The following is a 20,211-nucleotide window of genomic DNA, read 5'->3' as shown; positions in this document are numbered from 1 at the left end:
ACGGGGTCAGACCAGCCCGGCCGCCAGGCTCGCCAGCGGGGCGACCGACCGCTCGATGTGGTCCCGCGCGCGCATGAGCGCGCTGATGATCTCGGTCTCCCGCTCGGGGGTGAGCCGGGCGAGCGGCACGGACGTGCTCAGGGCGTCGACCGCGGGGGCGGAGTACCGCAGCGCCACGGCGAAGCACCGCAGCCCGAGGCTGTTCTCCTGCTCGTCGACGGCGTAGCCCCGCTCGCGCGCCAGCGCCAGGTCGGCCTCGAGCTGCTGCCGGTCGGTGATGGTGTGTGTCGTCAGGGCCGTGAGCTCGGCTGGGATGTGTTCCGACCGGTCGGCTCCCTCGCGCTCGGCCAGGATGGCCTTGCCCAGCGAGGTGGCGTAGGCCGGCAGGCGTCGTCCGACCCGGCTGTAGGGCCGCAGGTACTGACTGGACTCCCGGGTGGCCAGGTAGACGATGTCGAACCCGTCGAGCCGCCCGATGTGGAAGGTCTCGTCGATGCTCTCCCCGAGCTCGTCGATGTAGGGCTGGATGAGGCGCAGGTAGGGGTCGGCGTCCAGGTAGCTCGTGCCGACGAGGAGGGCGTGGATGCCGATGCGGTACAGGGTGCCGGACGCGTCGGTGGCGACCCACCCGCATCTCACGAGCGTCCGCAGCAGCGCGTAGAGGCTGCTTCGGGGGACACCGAGGGCGTCGGCGAGCTCGCGCAGCCGCGCGGGGCGGTTCTGACGCGACGCGAGAAGCTCGAGCAGCTCGACGGTGCGGGCGGCGGACTTCACCTCGCGGACGCCGGACTCCGCGACGCGGCCGAGCTCGGCGTCGTCGAGCGGCTCGACCGGAGATGCAGCCATAGAACCAGCCCCTTTGCTCGTTTCGTCGTGTGGTGAATCCTACCTTCACCGGGCCGAAACAAATCATCATGCTGAGGAACTGTCGCGGGAGCTACAGCTCCTTGGCGTAGCACAGGCTGAGTGTGCTGCCCACGTGCGGGCCGTACGACTCGATCGGCATGTAGCCGAGCTTCTCGTAGAGCGCGACCGACTCCGGCTGGCGGACACCCGTCTCGAGCAGCAGCGTCGCGATCTTCCGCTCGTGGGCGAGGGCCTCGAGACGGGCGAGCAGCGCGGAGGCGACCCCGCGCCCGCGAAACGCCGGGTCGACGAACACCCGCTTGATCTCGGCGGCGCCGGGATCGACCGGCACCAGGGCGACGCAGCCCGCCGCGTGCCCGTCGACGTCGGCGAGGAGGAACTCCGCCCGCGGGTCGAGCGCGTGCTCCGTCGGCTCCTCGGGGTAGCGCACGTTCAGCTCGTCGACGGCGGCGGCGAGGAGGCGGGCGAGCGCGGGGTCGTCGGCCGGGCGAGGGGCGATCTGCATCCGCACATCGTAGGGACGCGTCGCGGTGAGGGGAGCGGTGGGGCCGCCCGAGCCGGTGTGTGCCGATCCACGTGCATCTGCGGCGCGGATGCCGTACGCTCATACCTACAGTTACAGTGCACTCAGAGTTTGTTTGCCCCCGACCTTCGGGCCGGGTTGCTTTTCCTTCATGGAGCAGACGACGAACACCGTGACAAGCGGCGCCGAATCCCCGGCACCGTTTGAGCTTCAGAAGGAGAACACCATGGCAACCGGAACCGTGAAGTGGTTCAACGCCGAAAAGGGCTTTGGCTTCATTGCCCCCGACGACAACACCGCTGACGTCTTCGTGCACTACTCGGCGATCTCCTCGTCCGGGTACCGCTCGCTCGACGAGAACCAGAAGGTCGAGTTCGACGTCACGCAGGGCCCCAAGGGCCCGCAGGCCGAGAACGTCCGCCCGCTCTGATTTGAGCGTGGACTGATCTCCACTTGACGAAGGCCCCGGCACATCGTGCCGGGGCCTTCGTGCACCCCGGGGGGCGACTGCCGGAGCGGGGCCGTTGCCTGCGTGGGGGCCGTTGCCTGCGTGGGGGCGGCTGCCTGCCCCTTCAGGCCGTGGTGGTCTCGCCCTCGGTGCGCAGCCGCGGCTCGGAGCCGAGCTCCGGCCTGATGCCCGTCTTGCCGGCATAAAAGGCCCGGATCCGGTCCATGTCCGCCGCGATGTCGCCGGTGAGCATCATCGTGGGGCCCAGCCCCGTCGTCATCGTGGAGCGGTCCACGTAGCCGAGCGTGACCGGCAGGCCCGCCGCGCGGGCGATGCGATAGAACCCGGACTTCCAGTGCGCGGCACTGCTGCGGGTGCCCTCCGGGGTGATGACGAGGTAGAAGCGCTCGCCGGAACGCACCCGGGCCACCACCTCCTCGACGAGGCCGGCGGGGTCCCGCCGGTCGACGGGGATGCCGCCGAGCGCGCGCATCACCGGCCCGAAGGGGCCGGCGAAGAGCTCGTGCTTCCCGAGGAACTTGATGCGGAGCCCCGCGCGCCAGCTGATCGCGAGCATCAGCACGAAGTCCCAGTTCGACGTGTGCGGCGCCCCGAGGAGGATGCCGGCGCCGTCCCGCGGCACCGTCTCGGACCGGTAGGTCCACCGGCTCACCGCCCAGTAGGCGCTCGCCAGTGCGTGCCGGATCGTCCTCACGAGCGAGACACTACGGCAGCGCGGCGCCCGCCCGTGGGACGAACCGCCCGGTGCCCGGTGCCCGGTGCCCGGTGCCCGCCGATGTGCGGGGGCCCGAGGGCCTCACCGCGCAGCGAGGTCGTCAGGCGAAGGTCTGTGACGCCCCGTCCGGTGCCACAGTCCGTCGTGGTGGATCCCCCGCTCAGGGAGAGAGGTTCCGCCTGACCGACCGGAACTGGTGGACTGCTGCGCGCTCGTGCCGGGAGGGAAGCCTGGCGAGCGCGGTCTGTGGGCGCCGGCGCTAGACGAGACTGACCGGCTCGCCCGCCGGGCCGTCGCCGCTCGGGGCGTCGACGCGGGGGCCGCCGAGGGCGTGGCCCTCCCAGGTCACGGCGTACCACCCCGCGGTGGGGCTGCCCTCGAGGACGACGGCCCCGGTGTTGGTCACCGGGTTCGCGGCGACGTGCTCGGTGGTGATGTTCTCCGTTCGGGCCGCGGTCCAGGACCGGATGGCCGCCCCATGGCTGACCAGGGCCGCCGTGCCCACGCCCGAGCCGGCCACCTCGGCGACCACCTCGTCGAAGCGCGCGTAGAACTCCGCCCCGCTCTCCCCGCCGGGCATCCGCAGGTCCGGATCGCCGTCGGCCCACGTCAGGAAGGTGCCGATGTAGGTGTCCAGCGAGGGGGTGTCCCCGAGCATCTCCAGCGTGCCGGCACCGATCTCCCGGAGGCCTGCCCGCACCTGGACACGCAGGCCCAGGGCCGCGGCGAGCGGCGCGGCGGTCTGCTGGGTGCGCACGAGCGTCGAGGCGTAGATGGCCTCGATCCCTTCGTCGCCCAGCGCGCCGGGCAGGGCCGCGGCCTGCCTGCGGCCGAGGTCGGTCAGGTCGGCCCCGGGCTCAGCCGTGTCAAGGAGGCCGCCGAGGTTCGATGTGGTCTGGCCGTGCCGCACGAGAATCAGTCGCATGGGCACATCCTCTCCCACCGGTGCGGGCGGGGGGTGCCCGGTCCAGCGCGCCAGGCACATCCCACCGGGCTGCGCGGCTGCAGGTACGTTCGTGCCATGAGCGACACGGGCTACGGCGACTTCGAGTTCGAGCGCAAGTTCTTCGTGCGCGAGCTGCCGGCCGCCGCGCTGAGCGAACCGGACCCCGTGCTGATCGTCCAGAGCTACTTCCTCGCGGCCGAGGGGTACGCGCTCCGCATCCGGTTGCAGGCGCCCGCGACCGCCCTGCCGGGCGCGGCGGCGCCCCCGCCCGCCGGGGGAGGCGCACCCGTGGCCGCGGGCCTCGACGAGGTCGCGCTCCTGGGCGCGCTCGCCGACCGGTTCGACTCGTGCTTCCTGACCGCCAAGGGACCGTACATCGGCGGCACCCGGTACGAGGCGGAGCGGGAGCTCGACGTCTCCGTCGGCCTGGCGATGGTGCGCCTGGGCGGGGTGAAGGTCGTGAAGTACCGCTACTCCGTCTGGCTCGGCTCGGACGGGTGGGTGCTGGACGCTTTCCTCGGACGCAACGCGCCGCTGATCGTGGCCGAGTGCGAGCGGGGCGGGCCCGTCACCGACCTGGCGATCCCGGACTTCTGCGTCACCGAGGTCACCGCCGACCCGCGCTTCGCGAACGACACGCTCGCCAACCACCCCTACGCGCTCTGGCGCGCCGACTTCGAGGCGGAGCTCGCCGCAAGCGGGCCCCGCTTCCTCGAGGAGTTCGGCAGCAACGAGCTGGGGACGTCGTCCGACCAGTGACGGCCCGGGTCCGCGGGCCCCTCGATCCCTGACGGGCGTGCGGCCGACGGCGGGCGCGGCGCCGGCCGTCGAGCTCGTGCGCCGTCCGCCAGCTCGCGTGCCGGTGGCCGGAGCGTCGTCGGCCGGCGACGCTCCGTCAGCGAGCGGGTGCGCTGCCGCCCGCGACGTCGAAGCTCCACAGCTCCGCGCTGACGCCCACGGGCCGCTGCCGGGGCGCGTCGCCCGTGCCGTGCGCACCGCCGGATTCGCCCGCGCCGTGCGCACCGGCCCCGCCCGCGTCGCCGCCACCGTGCCCGGCGGCGAAGCTCGCCGAGCCGACCCAGGCGTCGTAGGAGGCCTCGTCGCGCCACCGCGTGACGACGAGCCAGGTGGTGCGACCGTCGGTGGGCTGAAGGAGCTCGAAGCCCTCGAACCCGTCGACGCCGTCCACGACGCCCGCGCGGGCGGCGAAGCGCTTCGCCAGCTCGTCGCCGCTGTCCGCCGGGACGGTGATGGCGTTGATCTTCACGATGCTCATGGCTCCATGATGACCCACGCGACGCCCCGCCCCGGCGAACACCGGCCTCGGCCGTGTGCGTGCGCACCCCGCCGATGGGGCGGCACCGACGGTGGCTGCGGCGCTAACCGTCGGTGCGGCGACGTCGCGCCAGGAACGGCGTGGTGCGCTGGCGCCGGGCCGCCTGACGGCGGGACGAGGCCTCGGCCTCGCGGATGAGGTCCAGCGCACGGTACTCGTGCAGCTCGAGCCACATGTCCATCAGGTTCTCCTTCTCGGGTACTGGTTCTTGGTGGTCGGGAGGCGGTAGGGGGTGGGCGTCTTCTCCGTCGCCGCGCCCCGTCTCGGGCTTGCGAAGGGCGTGTCCTTGTGCGGAGCCATTTCGGTCCTTTCCTCGGTTGGTGAGCCCGGCGCCGGACGGTCGCGGGCAAGCTCGGGCCGCCGCCCGGCGACGGCGCCGTGGGCAGCCGGGCGCGTGGGCGGGCGTGCCCCGGCGGGCCGGGGCGCGGCAGTGAGAGGACGGGAGTCCTCGGGCAATCTGGCTGCGTGGCCGCGGGGCGGGCGTCGGCGACGACGGTCCCGGCCCGATGCGTCAGATGCGCGCGGTGCAGGCCAGACCGGCGGGTGCGAGCACCGGGACGGCGTTGCCGATGGCCGCGCCGCCGGTGTTGCGGCGGTTGTCGGTGAGGCGATCGGTGAGCATGACCTGATTCCAGCACCGGTCACGTCCGAGGCGCAACGGAATATTGGCGGCCCGCTCACGGCCGTCGAGCGGCGGTCACGTCGGCGGCCTGCTCATCTCGGCCGTGACCCGTCGCTGCGAGCCCGCCGCCGTGGCCCTGTCGCGTGGTTGACTGCCCACATGCCCGTACCTCCCGCGTACGACGACGTCCGCTCGGCCGCGGAACGACTCCGCGGCCACGCCCACCGCACCCCTGTCCTGACCTCCCGCCGCGTCGACGCCGAGCTGGGTGCCACGGTGTTCTTCAAGGCCGAGAACTTCCAGCGGGTGGGCGCCTTCAAGTTCCGCGGCGCCTACAACGCGCTGTCCCGCTTCACGTCCGAGCAGGCGCGAGCCGGCGTCGTCGCCTACTCCTCCGGCAACCACGCCCAGGCGGTGGCCCTGGCCGCCCGGCTCCTCGGCATCCCGGCCACCATCGTGATGCCCCTGGACGCCCCGGCCAGCAAGGTCGAGGCCACGAAGGGTTACGGCGCGCGGGTCGTCGCCTACGACCGCTACACGCAGGACCGGGAGGAGATCGGCCGGTCCCTGGCCGCCGAGCACGGACTGACCCTCGTCCCGCCGTACGACCACCCCGACGTCATCGCCGGCCAGGGCACGGCCGCGATGGAGCTCATCGAAGAGGTCGGTGCGCTCGACGCGCTCGTCGTGCCGCTCGGCGGCGGTGGCCTGCTCGCCGGCAGCGCCCTCGCGGCCCGCGCGCTGGCCCCCGGGTGCCGCGTCTACGGCGTCGAGCCCGAGGCCGGCAACGACGGCCAGCGATCCCTCCGCTCCGGGGAGATCGTGCACATCGCCACCCCGCGCACCATCGCCGACGGCGCCCAGACGACGCACCTGGGCGAGCTGACCTTCGCCATCATCCGCCGTGAGGTCACCGACGTGCTTACGGCCACCGACGCCGAGCTGGTCGCCGCCATGCGCACCTTCGCCGCGACCATGAAGGTCGTGGTCGAGCCTACGGGCGCCCTCGGCCTGGCCGGCCTGCGCACGCTCGCGCACCAGCTGCAGGGGCGCCGGGTCGGGGTCGTCGTGACGGGCGGCAACATCGACGTCGACCGGTACGCGGCGCTGCTCGGCACGCCGGCGACCGGCACGCCGGCGACCCGCTGAGGACGTCACCGGCCTTCCGTCGTCGGCGGTGGCCTTCGGCGCGCGAGGAACCTGGGGCTCTGGTACGCCTGAGGCATGTCGATGGCGCAGCCGTTCCAGCCCAACCTTCACCCGGACGACGAGCAGGGCATCCCCGCCGCGGACCCCGGCCAGGGCGCCCCGGAGACCGCCCCGGGCTTCGGGATCGGCGGCGAGGATCCCGACGCCCTGGCCGCCAAGCAGGAGGACGACGAGGACGCCGGGGATGACGCCGGGTCCTGAGTAGGGTCGGGCGGATGAGCGCAGGATCTCACGCCGAGACCCCCCGGCTCCTGGCCGTCACCGGCGCGACAGGTCAGGTAGGTGGACGGGTGGCGCGGCGCCTCGCCGACGCGGGCGCGGCCCAGCGCCTCGTCGTGCGCGATCCGTCCCGCGCGCCGAACCTGACCGGTGCGGAGATCGCCGTCGCCGCCTACGACGACGCCGCCGCGGTCCGTGCGGCGCTCGCGGGCGTCGGCACGGTCTTCATGGTCTCCGGGAAGGAGTCGCCCGACCGGCTGGGCGAGCACAAGACCTTCATCGACGCCGCCGTCGCGGCCGGCGTGGAACGGATCGTCTACCTCTCCTACTTCCACGCCGCGCCCGACGCCACGTTCACCCACGCCCGCCTCCACTGGGCCACCGAGGAGCGCCTGCGCGCCTCCGGCATCGCCTTCGCGGCCCTGCGGGACAACATGTATCTCGACTTCATGCCCGCGCTCGTGGGCGACGACGGGGCGATCCGCGGGCCCGCCGGGGCGGGCCGGGTGGCCGGCGTGGCGCAGGACGACATCGCCGACGCCGTCACGGCCGTCCTCCTCGACCCGGCTCCTCATGACGGCCACGTGTACGAGCTCACCGGTCCCGAGGAGCTCACGATCACCGAGATCGCGACCATCCTGACCGAGCACCTCGGCCGCGAGGTCCGCTACGTCGAGGAGACGGTGGACGAGGCCTACGCCTCACGCGCGCACTACGGCGCTCCCGACTGGGAGGTCGACGCGTGGGTGAGCACCTACACCGCCATCGCCGCGGGCGAGCTGGCCGGCGTCACCGACGCCATCCCGCGGCTCACGGGCCACGACGCCACCCCGCTGACGGAGGTCCTCCGCCGAGGCTGAGGCCGCGACCGCCCGCCCGCTGGGCGGTCATGCCCAGGTGGGCTCGATGGCGATCTCCCAGGGGTGCCGCTCGAAGGTCCGCCACCAGCCCTCGGCGCCCGGCGGCAGCCGGTCCGCCGGCGCCTGCTCGACGAGCGCGCGGAGCCGGAGCTTGAGCGTGACGAGCTCACCGAGGTCCGGCGTCGTGCCATCCGGCGCGGGGGCCAGGAGCTCGGCCTCGGTGTGCCAGATGGTGCGCCGCATCTCGATGAGCTCGCGGGTCAGGCGAGCCTCGTCCTCGCCGGCGCCCTCGACCACCTCGGCCGCCCGGAGGTAGCCGTAGTCCATCGCGATCGAGACCAGGCCGGGGTCGATGGTGAGGGCGTCGTGGATGTCGAGCTCCGGGGTGATCACGACGGCGCCCGCGGCCCGCGCGTACGCGACCTCGTCGCGCAGCCCCTCGTCCGACATGATGCCGGCGGTGCTGCGCAGGACGATCGAGAGCATGTCCTTGTCGGCGTAGCTGCCCTGGTGCGGTACGCCCCGCGGCGAGGCGACCACCGCGTAGCAGCGGTCGACGCCGAGATCCTCGATGGCGACCTCCGCGGGCAGGGCCTCGCGGACCCCGCCGTCGACGTAGTGCTCCTCCCCGAGCCGGACGGGGGAGAAGACCGCGGGGATCGCGCACGAGGCCCTGATCGAGTCGACCAGGTCGACCGTCACGGGACCGGGCAGGGGCACGTTGTGCCGGTCCACCAGCAGGCCGGTCTCGGTGACGTAGCGCAGCTCCCCGGACTCCAAAGCGACGACGGCGATCCGCAGTGTGACGCCGGAGGTCGCCACCCGTTCTGGGACGAACACCGCGGGGTCGAGCAGCTCCTCGACGATCGGGCCGAGCCGGTACATCGAGCGTTCACGCTGCGCCCCCTGCACGACGAGCTCGAGGTCCGGGCGCGCACGGCCGGCCTCTCGCAGGGCGGTGAGGAGCTCGACGACGTTGACCGGGTTCCACGCGCTTCCCGCCGTGGGCCGATCGGCCTTCACCGCGTCGCGGACGGCGGCGCCGCGCGGCGGCCCGCCGGCCGCCGGCACACCCGCCGCCGGCCCGGCGCCGCCGGCACCACGCACCGAACGCCCGTCGCCCGCCCTCCTGGCCGCCAACGCGGCCGTCGCGGTCTCCGCGGCCGTCTCCGCGCCGCCCTGCCCGGGGACGCCGCCCTGCCCGGGGACGCCGTCCGGGTGGGTGCCCGTCGCGGCGAGGGCGGCCGCGCCGTCGAGCTCCGCCGGCGCCACGGCCCGGTGCGTGGTGCGGTTGGCGACGCGGGCGAAGGTGCGTCCGAGGGTGCCTTGGCGCCGCTGGCGCAGGGAGAACGCCTCGACCCACTCCGGGCCGCGCTCGCGCAGCGTCGCGTACCACTCACGCGCGGTGAACATGTCCGAGTCCTGGCGCATGGCGAGCCAGATGCGGGTGAGGTCCTCCAGCCCCGCGCGCTGGCCCTCGTGGTCCCCCGACTGTGCGAGGACGGCCGCGAGGACGGAACCCGCGGACGTGCCCGTGATGACCTGGGGCGTGATGCCGGCACGGTCGTAGAGGTACCGCAGCGCCCCGAGCTGGAAGTCGGAGCGCGAACCGCCCCCGCTGAGGACGAGGCCGACGACCTCCTCGCGGTCGGGCGGTCGCTGCCAGCGGTTCCTCATGACCTCAGGCTAGGGGATGCCCGTGGCGGTCCGGGCTGCCCGGCCCGGCGGTCACGGCGCCCTGCTCTTCGCCTGTTCGCCGACGTCGGCGGAGCGGCTGCCGGCCTCCGTCGTCCTCTCCCGCGGATGGGACGGCCCGCCCCCGTGAGAGAGGTTGCGGGCGGTGTTGATCAGCGGGACGTGGCTGAAGGCCTGCGGGAAGTTGCCCACGAGCCGTCTGGCTCGCGGGTCGTACTCCTCGGCCAGGAGTCCGACGTCGTTGCGCAGGCCGAGCAGTCGCTCGAAGAGCCGGGCGGCCTCGTCGTGGCGGCCCATGAGGGAGTAGTTGTCCGCGAGCCAGAACGTGCAGGCGAGGAACGCGCCCTCGCCGGGGGGCAGCCCGTCGGGGCCGGCGGGGGGCTGGGTGTACCGCTGCACGAAGCCGTCGACGAGGAGCTCGCGCTCGATGGCGGCGACCGTGCCGATCATCCGTTCGTCGTCGGCGGGGAGGAAGCCCACGACCGGGATCATGAGGAGGGCGGCGTCGAGCTCCCGCGAGCCGTAGTACTGCGTGAACGTGCGTCGGCGCTCGTCGTAGCCGTGGAGCAGGACGTCGGCCCGGATGTCGTCACGGAGCTGCCGCCAGTCCTCGAGCGGCCCGTCCAGCCCGAACCTCTCCACGCTGCGCACGGCCCGGTCCGCGGCGACCCACGCCATGAGCTTGGAGTGGGTGAAGTGCCTGGGGCCGCCCCGCACCTCCCAGATCCCGTCGTCGGGATCGCGCCAGCGCTCGGTGACGACGGCCATGAGCGCCTTCTGCAGCGCCCAGGTGCTCTCCCCTGTGCCAAATCCCGTCGACCGCGCCTGGTACAGGGCGTCCATGACCTCGCCGTAGACGTCGAGCTGGAACTGGTCGACCGCCTGGTTGCCGATCCGTACCGGGTTGCCGTCGTAACCGGGCAGCCAGTCCGCCGTGTACTCCGACAGGCGGCGCTCGCCGGCCACGCCGTACATGATCTGGACGTCGGCGGGGTCCCCGGCGATCGCCCGCAGCAGCCAGCGCCGCCAGTCGCGGGCCTCGACCTCGAGACCCGCGTACATGAGCGACTGCAGGGTCATCGTCGCGTCCCGGAGCCAGCAGTAGCGGTAGTCCCAGTTGCGCACGCCGCCGAGCTGCTCGGGCAGCGAGGTGGTCGGCGCGGCGACGATCCCGCCCGTCGGCGCATACGTCAGTGCCTTGAGGGTGATGAGCGAACGGATGACGGCCTCGCGCCACTGCCCGTCGTAGGTGCAAGGCCGGAGCCAGTCGGCCCAGTACTGGCGGGTCTCCCGCAGCGCCCGATCGGCGCGCACTGGCTCGGGGGCGGGGAGGTGCGACTCCCGCCACGTGAGGACGAAGGGCACCCGGTCGCCGGCGTCGACCATGAACTCGGCGACGGTCGTGAAGTCCTCCCCGCGGGTCTGCACCGGGGTGCGCAGCCAGCACGAGTCGGGTCCGGCGACGGCCACCAGCGCACCCTCCGTCCGACGCACCCACGGCACGACACGCCCGTAGTCGAAGCGCATGCGCAGCTCCATCCGCATCGGCACCCGCCCGGCCACGCCCTCGACGATCCGGACCACGTCGGGGGCCTCGCCGCGCGGGGGCATGAAGTCGATGAGGCGGACGGTCCCCTCCGCCGTGTCCATCTCCGTCTCGAGGATCAGGGTCTCGCCCTGGTACCGGCGCCTGGTGGCCCGGACCTCCCCGACGGGGGAGACGAGCCAGCGGCCGTGCTCCTCGGTGCCGAGCAGCGCCGCGAAGACGGCGCCGCTGTCGAACCGGGGCAGGCACAGCCAGTCGATCGATCCGTCGCGGCCCACGAGCGCCGCGCTCTGCGTGTCGCCGAGCAGCGCATAGTCCTCGATCCGCAGAGCCACGACCACGCTCCTCCTCGAGTGCCGGTGGGGTAGACGCTACGCGTCCTCACGGCGCGCGGCCCGCCGCGAGCGGTGGTTGTGTGAACCCGACGCGAGAGGGACGAGATGGCCGACATGCAGCCCGACGGGCGCGCGGGCAGGGAGTACGACGGTCTTGCGCGGGTCCGCGAGCGGACGCCCGGCTGGGTCGAGGGCCGCCGCCCCTCGCGCCGGTTCATGCTCGGCAAGGCCGTGCGCGACTTCTTCGAGGACGAGTGCTGGGACCGGGCCGCGAGCATGACCTTCTTCGGGGTGCTCTCCATCCCGCCGCTGGCGGTGGCTCTCGTCTCGGTGCTTGCCGTCATGGGGGAGGGCAAGCAGAGCACACAGGCGATGCTCGAGATCCTGCGCCTCTTGGCCCCGGACGACCAGGCGCTCGAGACGGTGAGCCAGCCCGCGCTGGCCGTCCTGAACCAGCCGGCCGCGGCCGTCACCCTCCTCGTCGGGCTGGTCACCGCCCTGTGGACGGCGTCGGGCTACGTCGGGGCCTTCGGCCGGGCCATGAACCGGGTCTACGGGGTCCAGGAGGGGCGACCGCTGTGGCGGCTGACGCTGTGGCACCTGCTCACGACCGTCCTGCTGGTCTCGTACGCCGCTCTGGTCACGTTGATGCTTGTGGTCTCCGGGCCTGTGGCGGAGGCCGTCGGGCAGGTCCTGGGTGTCGGCCGGGGCGCCCTGCTGGTGTGGGAGGTCGCGCGGTGGCCAGTGCTGCTGGCCGCCGCCATCCTCGTCGTGGCGGTCCTGTACTACGCCACACCCAACGTGCGGCACCCCCGCATGCGGTGGATCTCCCCGGGGTCGGTCCTCGCCCTCGCGCTCGCCGCGGTGGCCTCGTATGCGTTCAGCTTCTACGTCTACGTCTTCGGACGGTTCGAGGTCACCTACGGCCGGGCGCTCGCGGGCATCGTCGTCTTCTTCATCTGGTTGTGGATCATCAACATGTCGCTCCTCCTGGGCGCCGAGCTCGACGCCGAGATCGAGCGCGCCCGGCAGCTGCAGGCCGGCATCCGGGCCGACCGGGCCGTCCAGGTCCCCGTGCGGGACAGCCGAGCGAGCGAGCGTGCCGGCCGCCGGCGCCGGCAGGACGAGGCTCGCTCGCGCAGCCTGCGCGAGTCGCACGGGTGGGTGGACGACGACGACCTTCCCCACGAGGAGTGAGGCGGAGTCGGCGGGGCGGAGTCGGCGGGGCCGGGCGACGTGCCTTCGTTCGGGCGGGTTCCCCGGGCCCCGCAGCGGGCCCGGGACGTGCCCGGCGTGGAGCGGCGCTCAGCAGGCGGTGGTGGTAGCCGTCCGCCGACGCAGCGCCAGGCCGAGGGCGATCATGCCGATGCCGAGGACGAAGTGCAGCCAGTTGTCCGCGGTGTTGACCGGCACGAAGTTGGCGGCCGAGTTCTGGTCGATGACCAGGCCGTAGAGCCACAGCACTAGATAGATGACGCCGCCGCCGACGAGATACGTGCGAGCTGCGGAAGCCGTTCGGGACATCGCCAAGCCGGCGATGCCGAAAAGCAGGTGCACGATGTTGTGCAGCACGGAGACCTGGAAGATCCCCAGCAGGTGGGCGTCGGACATGTGGCTCGCGGCCTGCAGGTTGCCCGTCGTGATCCCCGGGATGAATCCCAGGATGCCGACGAGCAGGAAGACGATGCCGACGACGCGGGCGGCGGTTTGAATCGGTGAGCGGGTGCCTGTGGCGTGCTGACGGGAGAGAGCAGGATCATTGGTCCTCAGAACCTCCGAGAGGCACAGCGCGAGGGCGGTCACGACGACCGTCCCGCTGCCACACGGCAGGCGCCGCGCGGCGAGGTGGAGAGCCGACAGGGTGGGCGGTGCCGTCACGGCTCCGTGACAGACTCGACCGTTTCACCGACCTTCCGGTCCTTGAGCTCCTGAGCAAGGTTCTGCTCGGAGATGATGCCGACGAGCTTGTGTCCGTCGATGACGGGGAGCCGGCGCACCTGGTACTTCGCCATGGTGCTCATCGCCTCCTCCGCCGAGTCGTCGGCGCCGATGGTCACGGGCTTGCCCTCGGCGAGCGAACCGGCGGTCATGGCGACGACGTCACCACCCTCGGCGATGCATCGCACGACGATGTCCCGGTCGGTGACCATCCCCTTGAGCATGCCGTCGGCACCACAGATCGGCAGCGCACCGACGTCGAGGTCACGCATCCTCCGCGCGGCAACGAGCAGGGTTTCGGTCTCCTGAATACATTCCGGATCCGGGGTCGTGATGTCCCGGGCCTTCTTGCCGATCATGGTGGACCCCCCTTGATCGCTGTGACTTCATCATCACCTGATACTGCTCCGAGGCTGTTCTCAGGCTAGGCAGTGGATCCTCGACCTGCATCCGGAAAAGGGCACACCCGCCATGGGCACGAGGACCAGCAGCCCTGGCAGGGTTCGTCGCTCTCGGATTCTCCCGGGTGGTCCCTCGCAGACCCGATGTCCAACTGAGTCTCTGAGTTGGGAACCAGTTCAAGCGGTCAGGCGGCGAGGGCGGCATCGCCGATGGTGGTGCCGTCCGGGCGGAGGAAGGTCCAGTGGCCGTTGCGGCGTTCGATGGTGATGGCGTGGGCGTGGACCCAGTCGTGGTGGTACCAGCAGAGCAGGACGCCGAGGTTGATGTTGGTGGAGCCGAACTGGGCCCACCAGGCGATGGAGTGGTGGATCTCGCCCTCGCCGGGTGGGGCGTGGCAGTGGGGGTATTGGCAGCGTTTGTCGCGGGCGATGATGGCGCGGGTCTGGGCGGCGGTGAACAGGCGTTGTTCGCGGCCGGCGTCGAGGATCTCGGAGTCGGGGCCGAAGACGACGCGGTGCATCTGGCTGTCGCAGGCGAGCCGGGCTAGGAGGGCGGGGGACAGGATCGTGCCGTCCTCGAGGGTCGCGGTCGGCGTGTCCGCCATGGCGGCAGCGTCGGGGCCGGCCTCGATGAGGGTGCCGGGCTGGCAGGTGCACGTGTCGCCGTCCGCGCACCCGGCCGCGGCGGGCAGACCGGTGAGACCGCCTGAAGCCGCGACGGCGGCGTCGGGGTGGCCTTCACCGCCTGCTCTCGCGGGTCGGCCAGTGGGGGCGGGGGTGAGGCCGAAGGCGGCGCCGGGGCCGGTGGTGGGGCAGCCGGGGCGGTGCGCCCGGATGGCGGCTGCGGCGACGAGGCGCTGCAGCGTGTCGAACGGGACGGTGACGGCCAGGTGGGGGCGGATGCGGGCGCCGGGGCGCAGGGTCCCTGAGTCCAGTGCGAGGTGCGCGAGGCCGATCAGGGCGTTCGCGCGGCGCTGGGCGGGGGTGCGGGTGTCGGTCTTGGCCGGGGTGCCGGTGCGGGCGGTCAGGGCTGTTTGGAGGAGCTGGCCGTTGGTGGGGGAGAGCCAGCCGCGGGCGTGGTACCCGTCGGTGGTCTTGGCCAGGGTGAACTCCTCGCGCAGGGTCTGTTCCTGGTAGGCGCGGTCGGTGGCGTCGGGGTCGGCGCGGGTACCCCAGTCCTGCAGTGCGAGGGTGAAGTCGGCGGCGTCGAGGGTCTTGGCGTGGCCGAGGAGGAAGTCCTCGCCGACGTCGGGATCGGTGAGCCGGTCGCGGCGGCCCTCGGTGTCGGTGGTGTGCTTGACCAGGGCCGCGGCGTGGTCGGTGCTGATCTCACCCTTGGCCAGGGCCTTGGCGGTGGCGGGCAGGTGGTCGCGCAGCGCGCGGGCCTGCCGGACCTCGCGCGCGGCGGCGGCGGGGTGCTTGCCGGTGCGGGCGCGGTACCAGGCGGGCATGGACCGGGCCCCGTCCAGCGCCCACATGCCGTCGGCCTCGATGGTGGCCAGTGCGCGGGCGGCGAGGGACTCGGTCTTGCGGCGGGCCTGCTCGATGCCGTCCAGCGCGGCCAGGACGCCGGAGCCGGGTACCTCGTGAAGGTCGATGGTGTGCAGCAGGGCCAGGGTCTCCTGGAGGGTGGCCAGGCCCGCGGCCAGCGCGGCGCCCGGGCTGGCGGCCGGGAAGGTGGCCTGCTCGGTGGATGACATCCCCAGCCACCTCCCCACGTCGGACGAGCACCTGCAACAAACCTATCGAACACACGTGCGATGGACAAGGTTTGTGGCACTGTGGATTGAATTTGTGGAAACGGTGGCAACAACGCCCCCTGTGGTTACTCATGCCTGTGGAAACAATGCCCCGCGAATGGGGGCGGAATCATAGGAGAGCGGCGCAATATGTGGAGCAGAGCTGGCATGTCAGCGCGTAGCCCTACGCCGAGGCTGCGCCAGCGCGTAGCCCTGCGCCGACGCGCCAGGCCCTACGGGCGACGGTAGATCCGTGCCATGCGCTTACCCTGCACCCCCTAGGTTGTGCACGCCGCGCCCAGGCGGACATGGTGCTGGGGATTTTTCAGCGCCGAGTCAACGTGGCGCCGGCATGAGCCTTCCCGCGAGAACGCGGACCGCACCGTCCTTCAACAAGAATCACCACATCGTCAATCTGCCGCCAAGGCGGATGAATCACCCGTGCAGAACTGAGCGGCCCGCACAACCGCCGGCACGCGACGTTCAGCGAACCGCCATATCCAGTGCGCTCTCATCCACCGCCAGCACGGACCAGCTGCGCCCGTCGTCGGAGCTCAGCTCGTATGAGGGCACGAGCAGCGTGGCCCCGGATGCGGGGGTGTACTGGGCGACGCCCAGCCGGGCGGTGGTGATGGCAACGTCCCCGACGGGCCAGGGCACCGGCGACCCTGGCTCGGCAGGAACCGGTGGAGCGGTGGGCGCCGACGAGGAGGCGGGGGCGTCGGCGGTCGTCCCGCCTGGAGCTGCGAGTGCGGCCGCACCGTCCCGGGCGGCCGCCGGGTCCAGGATCGAGAATCCGCCGAGCATCCCGAAGCGGGGGTCCATCAACCTCGCCACCGCCTCGACGGGGCTCACCACCGGGTAGGTGCCGAGCTCCGTCACGGGGGCGAGGGGCCCGCTCAACGACTGCACTCCGGCACCGCTCAGGGTGACGTACCAGGCCAGGCCGGTCCGCTGGCCGGCGATCACCTGATAGGCGGTCACGGACGTGAGCGTGCTGTCCCCCGAGTCGGCGGACTCGTACTCGAACGCCGCAGGGTCCAGGCCGATGGCGCCCAGGAGTGTCCGCGCCTTGTCCGTCGCGGCAGCGCGGTCGGGAGCGGGCACCCCCGGGTCGCACTGGTCGGGAGCGGGCGCGGGCGCGCCGGCGCCGCCCGACGCGCTGCCGTCAGGCGGGCACGCCAGCGGGTCGTAGTAGTTCACGGTGGTCTGGCCGTCGGCGAAGACCATCAGGGACGGGCCGGTCCCGTCCTGCGGGCCGACCAGGTACATGCCGTCCTGCAGTCGCGGTTCGCCGGTCACCCCGAGGGTCGCGGCGAGGTCTGCGGTCCGCTCGGCGGTGAACGTCGTGCGCGCGTCGAACGTCCAGGCGGTCGCGGTGCCCGTGGCGTGTGACAGGCCGGCGGCGTGGAAGGTGCTCCGCGGCGGCGGCCACGGGGAGGGAAACGTCTCGGGGGCCACGCCGGTCGTCCCCGCGGTGTGGTCCGCCGGGCCTCCGGCTGCCTCACCGCCGGGCGGGGCGAGCGTGATCGCCGGTGCCGCCGTCTCCGTGGCCGGGCTGGTGGTGCGGCCGAGGCCGAAGCCGGCGGACGCGACGACGAGGGCGCCCGCGGCGACCGCGGCGACGGTCCATCGGCTCCGGCCGGTACGGGCCGCCCGGGCACCGTTACTCGCCGCATAGGCACCGTTGCCGGCGGCATGGTCACCGTTACTCGCCGCACGGGCGCCGTTACCGACCGCACGGACATCGGTGCGGGCCGCGCGGGCATCGGCGCGGACCGCACCGGCATCGGCCACGGCGGTGACGGGACCGTCGTCGGCCGGGGCGTCACCGCGCTCACCCCCGCCGATCGCCCCACCCGCGTCGGCCGCCACGGCGGCGGCCGACCGTTCCGCCTCCTGAGCCGCGACACGCGCGGCGACGAGGCCGCGCAGGCGCGCGAGGTCCGTCCGGGCGCCCGCCGCGGGGTCCGCCGCACGTAGCCGGTCCAGAGCGGCGTCCTCGGGCGAGCCCTCGACGCGACCGTCGGGCTGGCCCTCGACGCGATCGTCCTCGTCACGCATGGCAGTTCTCCTTCTTGCCCGCCGGGTGGGTACCGGCGCCTGCACCTCTCATGTGTGGCAGCGGCGGAGCTTCTTGCGCGCCGCGACCGGGCTCGCTCGGCGCCTACCGCGCCTACCGCGCCGCGACCGGGCTCGCTCGGCGCCTACCGCGCCGACCACGCCGCGCCGAGGCGCGCGCGGGCACGGGAGAGGGCGGCGTCCGCGCCGCCGCGCGAGATCCCCAGGACGACGGCGAGCTCCTCACCACCGAGCCCCTCCCACGCGTGGAGCAGCAGGATCTGACGGTCGCGCGGGCTGAGCGCGCGCAGCGCGGCGCGTGCGTCGTCGTCCCCGACCACCAGGTCGGCGGGGTCGGTGTCGTCGGCGCCCAGGGGGAGGTGCTCCACGGGCACGGCCGCCTTCTTGCGCCGGTGGTTGGCGAGCACGTATCCGGCGGTGCGGTACAGCCACGGCAGCTCCGAGCCGGCGGGGACGTCCGCCCGTCGCCGCCATGCGACGGCCATGACATCAGCGGTGAGGTCCTCGGCGTCGTGCGGCGCGCGCCGCACGAAATAGCGGTACACGTGCGTGGCATGGGTCCGGAAAAGGTCGTCGAACCATGAGTCGTCGCGCACCGCCACCGTCGCTCTCTCGCTCGTGGTCCTCACGTCCTGCCTATGTCGTCACGCGCGCTCATCTTGCCGGTCGGCGACGGGACGACCGCCCGGACGGTGGTCCGGGAGAGGCATGCGTCACGGTCCGCCGTGGGCGCTTCGCAGCGCGATCGCCCGCGCCAGGTGCCAAGATGCCAGGAGGACCGGCGCGTGAGGCGCCAGAGATCGACTGAATTCGTACGAGCACTGAAGAGGCCGCGGAACGGGGCAACGGCGCAGGGCATCTCTGCTTTGCTACCGGCTACGAGTCGTGCCTGATGAGAAGGAGCGCAGATGTCTGTTCAGCAAGAGGGTGGAGTTCGGGACCGGAGCAGCCGTCTCCCGCTGCGCCTGCGAGAGCAGATCATCGGCACGTGGGAGCTCGTCTCGTACACGGCCACCGGCAAGGACGGCAAGGTCACGTACCCGATGGGCAAGGACGTCACGGGGGTCATGCTGTACACGCCGGACGGCTACATGTCCGCCCAGCTCATGGCGGGCGACCGCGCCCCGTATGCCTCGGCCGGTGCGTACCAGGGCACGGCCGAGGAGGAGACGGCCGCGGTCGAGGGCTATGTCGCCTACTCCGGGCCGTTCCAGGTGGACGAGGACACGCACGTCCTCAAGCACCGCATGTCCGTCTCCCTCTACCCCAACCGGGTCGCGGAGCTGGAGGACCGCCACGTCGAGCTCGACGGTGACCAGCTGACGCTGTCCTCGCTGCCGGAAATCTCCAAGGCGAAGGCCAAGCAGCCCCGCCTGGTGTGGAAGCGGGCCCAGCCGAGCCTCGGGGTCAAGCCCGCCGTGAACTGACCGGGCGCCCGCGCCGCTGGCCGCCCATTGCCGAAGGTCTGCTGCCCGGCGGTCTCTCGCCAGCCTCCGGGCGCGGCGGCCGCGTCCGTCACGGGTCTTGGTCGCCGCGGCCGGCGGTCACCCGAACCGCGTCGGCGACCACGTCGGCGAGGCTGCCGGTGCGCCGCAGCACGGCGCGCTGGCGACGCGCGCCGTTGCCGCGGGCGAGGACGCGGGTGAGCCGCTCGTCGACGAGGCCCTCGTCACCGTAGGCCCGCAGCGCCGGGCGGACGTGGGTCACGAGGGCTGCCAGCACGGAGCTGGACGGGACGGGACGCGCGGTCAGGGGGTCGAGCAGCACGCCGTCGATCCCCTCGCACGCCGCCTGCCAGGACGCTAGCCGCAGGACGGCGGCCCGTACCGGCGGCGCGGGCTCGCCGGACGCCCACTCCGCTGCTGCCGTCTCCACCAGCGCGCGGCACAGGGCCGCGACGAGGACCGCGTCGGCGGCGCGCAGGCACACGTCCGCCGTCCGGATCTCCACCGTCGGGTAGCGGTAGGACGCGCGGGCATCGAAGTACACCATCCCGGCGTCGTGCAGGACGCGGGAGGCCAGCATGTCCGCCACGAGAGCGTCGTACGCGGCCGCCGACCCGAAGATCTCCGTCGGCCCCGCCGAGGGCCATCGCAGCATGACCGGGGAGCGGTAGCTCGCGTACCCCGTGTCGACGCCCTGCCAGAACGGCGAGTTGGCGCTCAGGGCAAGCAGCGACGGCAGCCAGACCCGGACCCGGTCGAGCACGCCCACGGCCTCGTCGCGGCTGTCCACGGCGACGTGCACGTGGCAGCCGGAGAGGAGGTGCTCGCGGGCCGTGAGCCCGTACCGTCGGGCCATCGCCTCGTACCGGGGCCGGGTCACGACGCGGGTGCGAACCGGCAACGGGGAGGTCGCCAGGGCGGCCACGCCGGCTCCGGCGGCCGCCGCGGCCACCTCGGCGCGGCGGCGCAGCTCGCACAGCTCGTCCTCCAGCTCCGCGAGGCTCGTGTGCGGCCGGGTGCCGGACTCGACCTGTTCCTGGCCCATCTCGTGGACGAGGCGGCCTCCCGGGGTGTCGACAGGACCGGACCCGGTGGCGTCGCGGTAGGGGCTCACCGTCGGGAGCGGCGCGCGTGCCTTCGCCTCGGCCAGCACCTGCGCGGCGACGGCCAGCGCCTGCCCGCTCTCGGGGTCGACGAGCAGGAACTCCTCCTCCACACCGACGGTGCGCACACCGCCAGTGTGGGGCAGCCGCGCCGGCGCGGC

At 73.0% G+C, this 20,211-nt stretch carries 21 protein-coding genes; 7 read left to right on the top strand and 14 right to left on the bottom strand.

Annotation, left to right across the window (positions count from 1 at the left end; all coding sequences use genetic code 11):
- Window positions 1-6: 6 nt before the first annotated feature.
- Together EJK16_RS13715 and EJK16_RS13710 are read right to left on the bottom strand one after the other, a co-directional pair.
- Window positions 7-846 carry an IclR family transcriptional regulator gene (locus tag EJK16_RS13715; protein ID WP_127130225.1) on the bottom strand — a complete coding sequence of 280 codons (840 nt, stop codon included), beginning with the start codon at window positions 844-846 and terminating at the stop codon, window positions 7-9.
- Window positions 847-937: 91 nt separating this feature from the next.
- Window positions 938-1,372 (bottom strand): GNAT family N-acetyltransferase, encoded by a 435-nt coding sequence (locus EJK16_RS13710; RefSeq protein WP_127130223.1) that lies wholly within the window; start codon window positions 1,370-1,372, stop codon window positions 938-940.
- A gap of 244 nt (window positions 1,373-1,616) precedes the next feature.
- Here EJK16_RS13710 and EJK16_RS13705 point away from each other — a divergent pair, with 244 nt between their 5' ends.
- A complete protein-coding gene (locus EJK16_RS13705) occupies window positions 1,617-1,820 on the top strand; it encodes a cold-shock protein (protein ID WP_127130221.1) in 204 nt (67 codons plus the stop codon).
- 142 nt (window positions 1,821-1,962) lie between these two features.
- On the opposite strand, the gene EJK16_RS13700 is transcribed toward EJK16_RS13705, so the two are convergent.
- Together EJK16_RS13700 and EJK16_RS13695 are read right to left on the bottom strand one after the other, a co-directional pair.
- Complete coding sequence (locus tag EJK16_RS13700) at window positions 1,963-2,553, bottom strand: lysophospholipid acyltransferase family protein (RefSeq protein ID WP_205739765.1); 591 nt, start codon at window positions 2,551-2,553, stop codon at window positions 1,963-1,965.
- A 280-nt stretch (window positions 2,554-2,833) separates the two neighbouring features.
- A complete protein-coding gene (locus EJK16_RS13695) occupies window positions 2,834-3,499 on the bottom strand; it encodes a histidine phosphatase family protein (RefSeq protein WP_127130219.1) in 666 nt (221 codons plus the stop codon).
- A 96-nt stretch (window positions 3,500-3,595) separates the two neighbouring features.
- On the opposite strand from EJK16_RS13695, the gene EJK16_RS13690 reads away from it, so the two are divergent.
- Complete coding sequence (locus tag EJK16_RS13690; RefSeq protein WP_127130217.1) at window positions 3,596-4,279, top strand: hypothetical protein; 684 nt, start codon at window positions 3,596-3,598, stop codon at window positions 4,277-4,279.
- 136 nt (window positions 4,280-4,415) lie between these two features.
- Here EJK16_RS13690 and EJK16_RS13685 read toward each other — a convergent pair whose 3' ends face one another.
- Window positions 4,416-4,796 (bottom strand): antibiotic biosynthesis monooxygenase, encoded by a 381-nt coding sequence (locus EJK16_RS13685; protein WP_127130215.1) that lies wholly within the window; start codon window positions 4,794-4,796, stop codon window positions 4,416-4,418.
- A 103-nt stretch (window positions 4,797-4,899) separates the two neighbouring features.
- The gene (locus tag EJK16_RS19650) at window positions 4,900-5,037 is read right to left on the bottom strand and encodes a hypothetical protein (protein ID WP_164737349.1); all 138 of its coding nucleotides are present in this window, start codon (window positions 5,035-5,037) and stop codon (window positions 4,900-4,902) included.
- A gap of 600 nt (window positions 5,038-5,637) precedes the next feature.
- On the opposite strand from EJK16_RS19650, the gene EJK16_RS13680 reads away from it, so the two are divergent.
- The 3 genes from EJK16_RS13680 (at window position 5,638) to EJK16_RS13670 (ending at window position 7,766) form a co-directional block, all read left to right on the top strand.
- Entirely contained in the window at window positions 5,638-6,627 is a 990-nt protein-coding gene (locus EJK16_RS13680; protein WP_127130213.1) for a threo-3-hydroxy-L-aspartate ammonia-lyase, read from the top strand.
- Window positions 6,628-6,702: 75 nt separating this feature from the next.
- Window positions 6,703-6,888, top strand: a complete 186-nt coding sequence (locus EJK16_RS13675; RefSeq protein ID WP_127130211.1) for a hypothetical protein — start codon at window positions 6,703-6,705, stop codon at window positions 6,886-6,888.
- Window positions 6,889-6,902: 14 nt separating this feature from the next.
- On the top strand, window positions 6,903-7,766 hold the full coding sequence (locus tag EJK16_RS13670; RefSeq protein ID WP_127130209.1) for an SDR family oxidoreductase: 864 nt from the start codon (window positions 6,903-6,905) through the stop codon (window positions 7,764-7,766).
- Window positions 7,767-7,793: 27 nt separating this feature from the next.
- On the opposite strand, the gene EJK16_RS13665 is transcribed toward EJK16_RS13670, so the two are convergent.
- Window positions 7,794-9,443, bottom strand: coding sequence for a patatin-like phospholipase family protein (locus EJK16_RS13665; protein WP_127130207.1), 1,650 nt, complete (start codon window positions 9,441-9,443; stop codon window positions 7,794-7,796).
- A 51-nt stretch (window positions 9,444-9,494) separates the two neighbouring features.
- On the bottom strand, window positions 9,495-11,342 hold the full coding sequence (locus tag EJK16_RS13660; protein WP_127130205.1) for a glycoside hydrolase family 15 protein: 1,848 nt from the start codon (window positions 11,340-11,342) through the stop codon (window positions 9,495-9,497).
- A 105-nt stretch (window positions 11,343-11,447) separates the two neighbouring features.
- On the opposite strand from EJK16_RS13660, the gene EJK16_RS13655 reads away from it, so the two are divergent.
- Entirely contained in the window at window positions 11,448-12,539 is a 1,092-nt protein-coding gene (locus EJK16_RS13655; RefSeq protein ID WP_127130203.1) for a YihY/virulence factor BrkB family protein, read from the top strand.
- A gap of 108 nt (window positions 12,540-12,647) precedes the next feature.
- Here the strand turns inward: EJK16_RS13655 and EJK16_RS13650 are convergent, their stop codons facing one another.
- The 5 genes from EJK16_RS13650 to EJK16_RS13630 form a co-directional block, all read right to left on the bottom strand.
- Window positions 12,648-13,055 carry a DUF4383 domain-containing protein gene (locus EJK16_RS13650; protein ID WP_240646073.1) on the bottom strand — a complete coding sequence of 136 codons (408 nt, stop codon included), beginning with the start codon at window positions 13,053-13,055 and terminating at the stop codon, window positions 12,648-12,650.
- 161 nt (window positions 13,056-13,216) lie between these two features.
- A complete protein-coding gene (locus EJK16_RS13645; protein ID WP_127130201.1) occupies window positions 13,217-13,639 on the bottom strand; it encodes a CBS domain-containing protein in 423 nt (140 codons plus the stop codon).
- Window positions 13,640-13,866: 227 nt separating this feature from the next.
- The gene (locus EJK16_RS13640) at window positions 13,867-15,381 is read right to left on the bottom strand and encodes an HNH endonuclease signature motif containing protein (RefSeq protein ID WP_127130199.1); all 1,515 of its coding nucleotides are present in this window, start codon (window positions 15,379-15,381) and stop codon (window positions 13,867-13,869) included.
- 522 nt (window positions 15,382-15,903) lie between these two features.
- Complete coding sequence (locus EJK16_RS13635; RefSeq protein ID WP_127130197.1) at window positions 15,904-17,484, bottom strand: hypothetical protein; 1,581 nt, start codon at window positions 17,482-17,484, stop codon at window positions 15,904-15,906.
- A gap of 143 nt (window positions 17,485-17,627) precedes the next feature.
- Complete coding sequence (locus EJK16_RS13630; RefSeq protein WP_205739764.1) at window positions 17,628-18,131, bottom strand: RNA polymerase sigma factor; 504 nt, start codon at window positions 18,129-18,131, stop codon at window positions 17,628-17,630.
- Window positions 18,132-18,410: 279 nt separating this feature from the next.
- On the opposite strand from EJK16_RS13630, the gene EJK16_RS13625 reads away from it, so the two are divergent.
- Window positions 18,411-18,929 carry a lipocalin-like domain-containing protein gene (locus EJK16_RS13625; RefSeq protein ID WP_127130195.1) on the top strand — a complete coding sequence of 173 codons (519 nt, stop codon included), beginning with the start codon at window positions 18,411-18,413 and terminating at the stop codon, window positions 18,927-18,929.
- An 88-nt stretch (window positions 18,930-19,017) separates the two neighbouring features.
- On the opposite strand, the gene EJK16_RS13620 is transcribed toward EJK16_RS13625, so the two are convergent.
- Window positions 19,018-20,178, bottom strand: a complete 1,161-nt coding sequence (locus tag EJK16_RS13620; protein ID WP_127130193.1) for a glutamate--cysteine ligase — start codon at window positions 20,176-20,178, stop codon at window positions 19,018-19,020.
- Between the last annotated feature and the right edge of the window lie 33 nt (window positions 20,179-20,211).

It is taken from the genome of Georgenia sp. SYP-B2076 (genome assembly GCF_003991205.1).
Classification (GTDB): domain Bacteria; phylum Actinomycetota; class Actinomycetes; order Actinomycetales; family Actinomycetaceae; genus Georgenia.
This window is presented reverse-complemented; position numbering and strand designations above follow the sequence as displayed.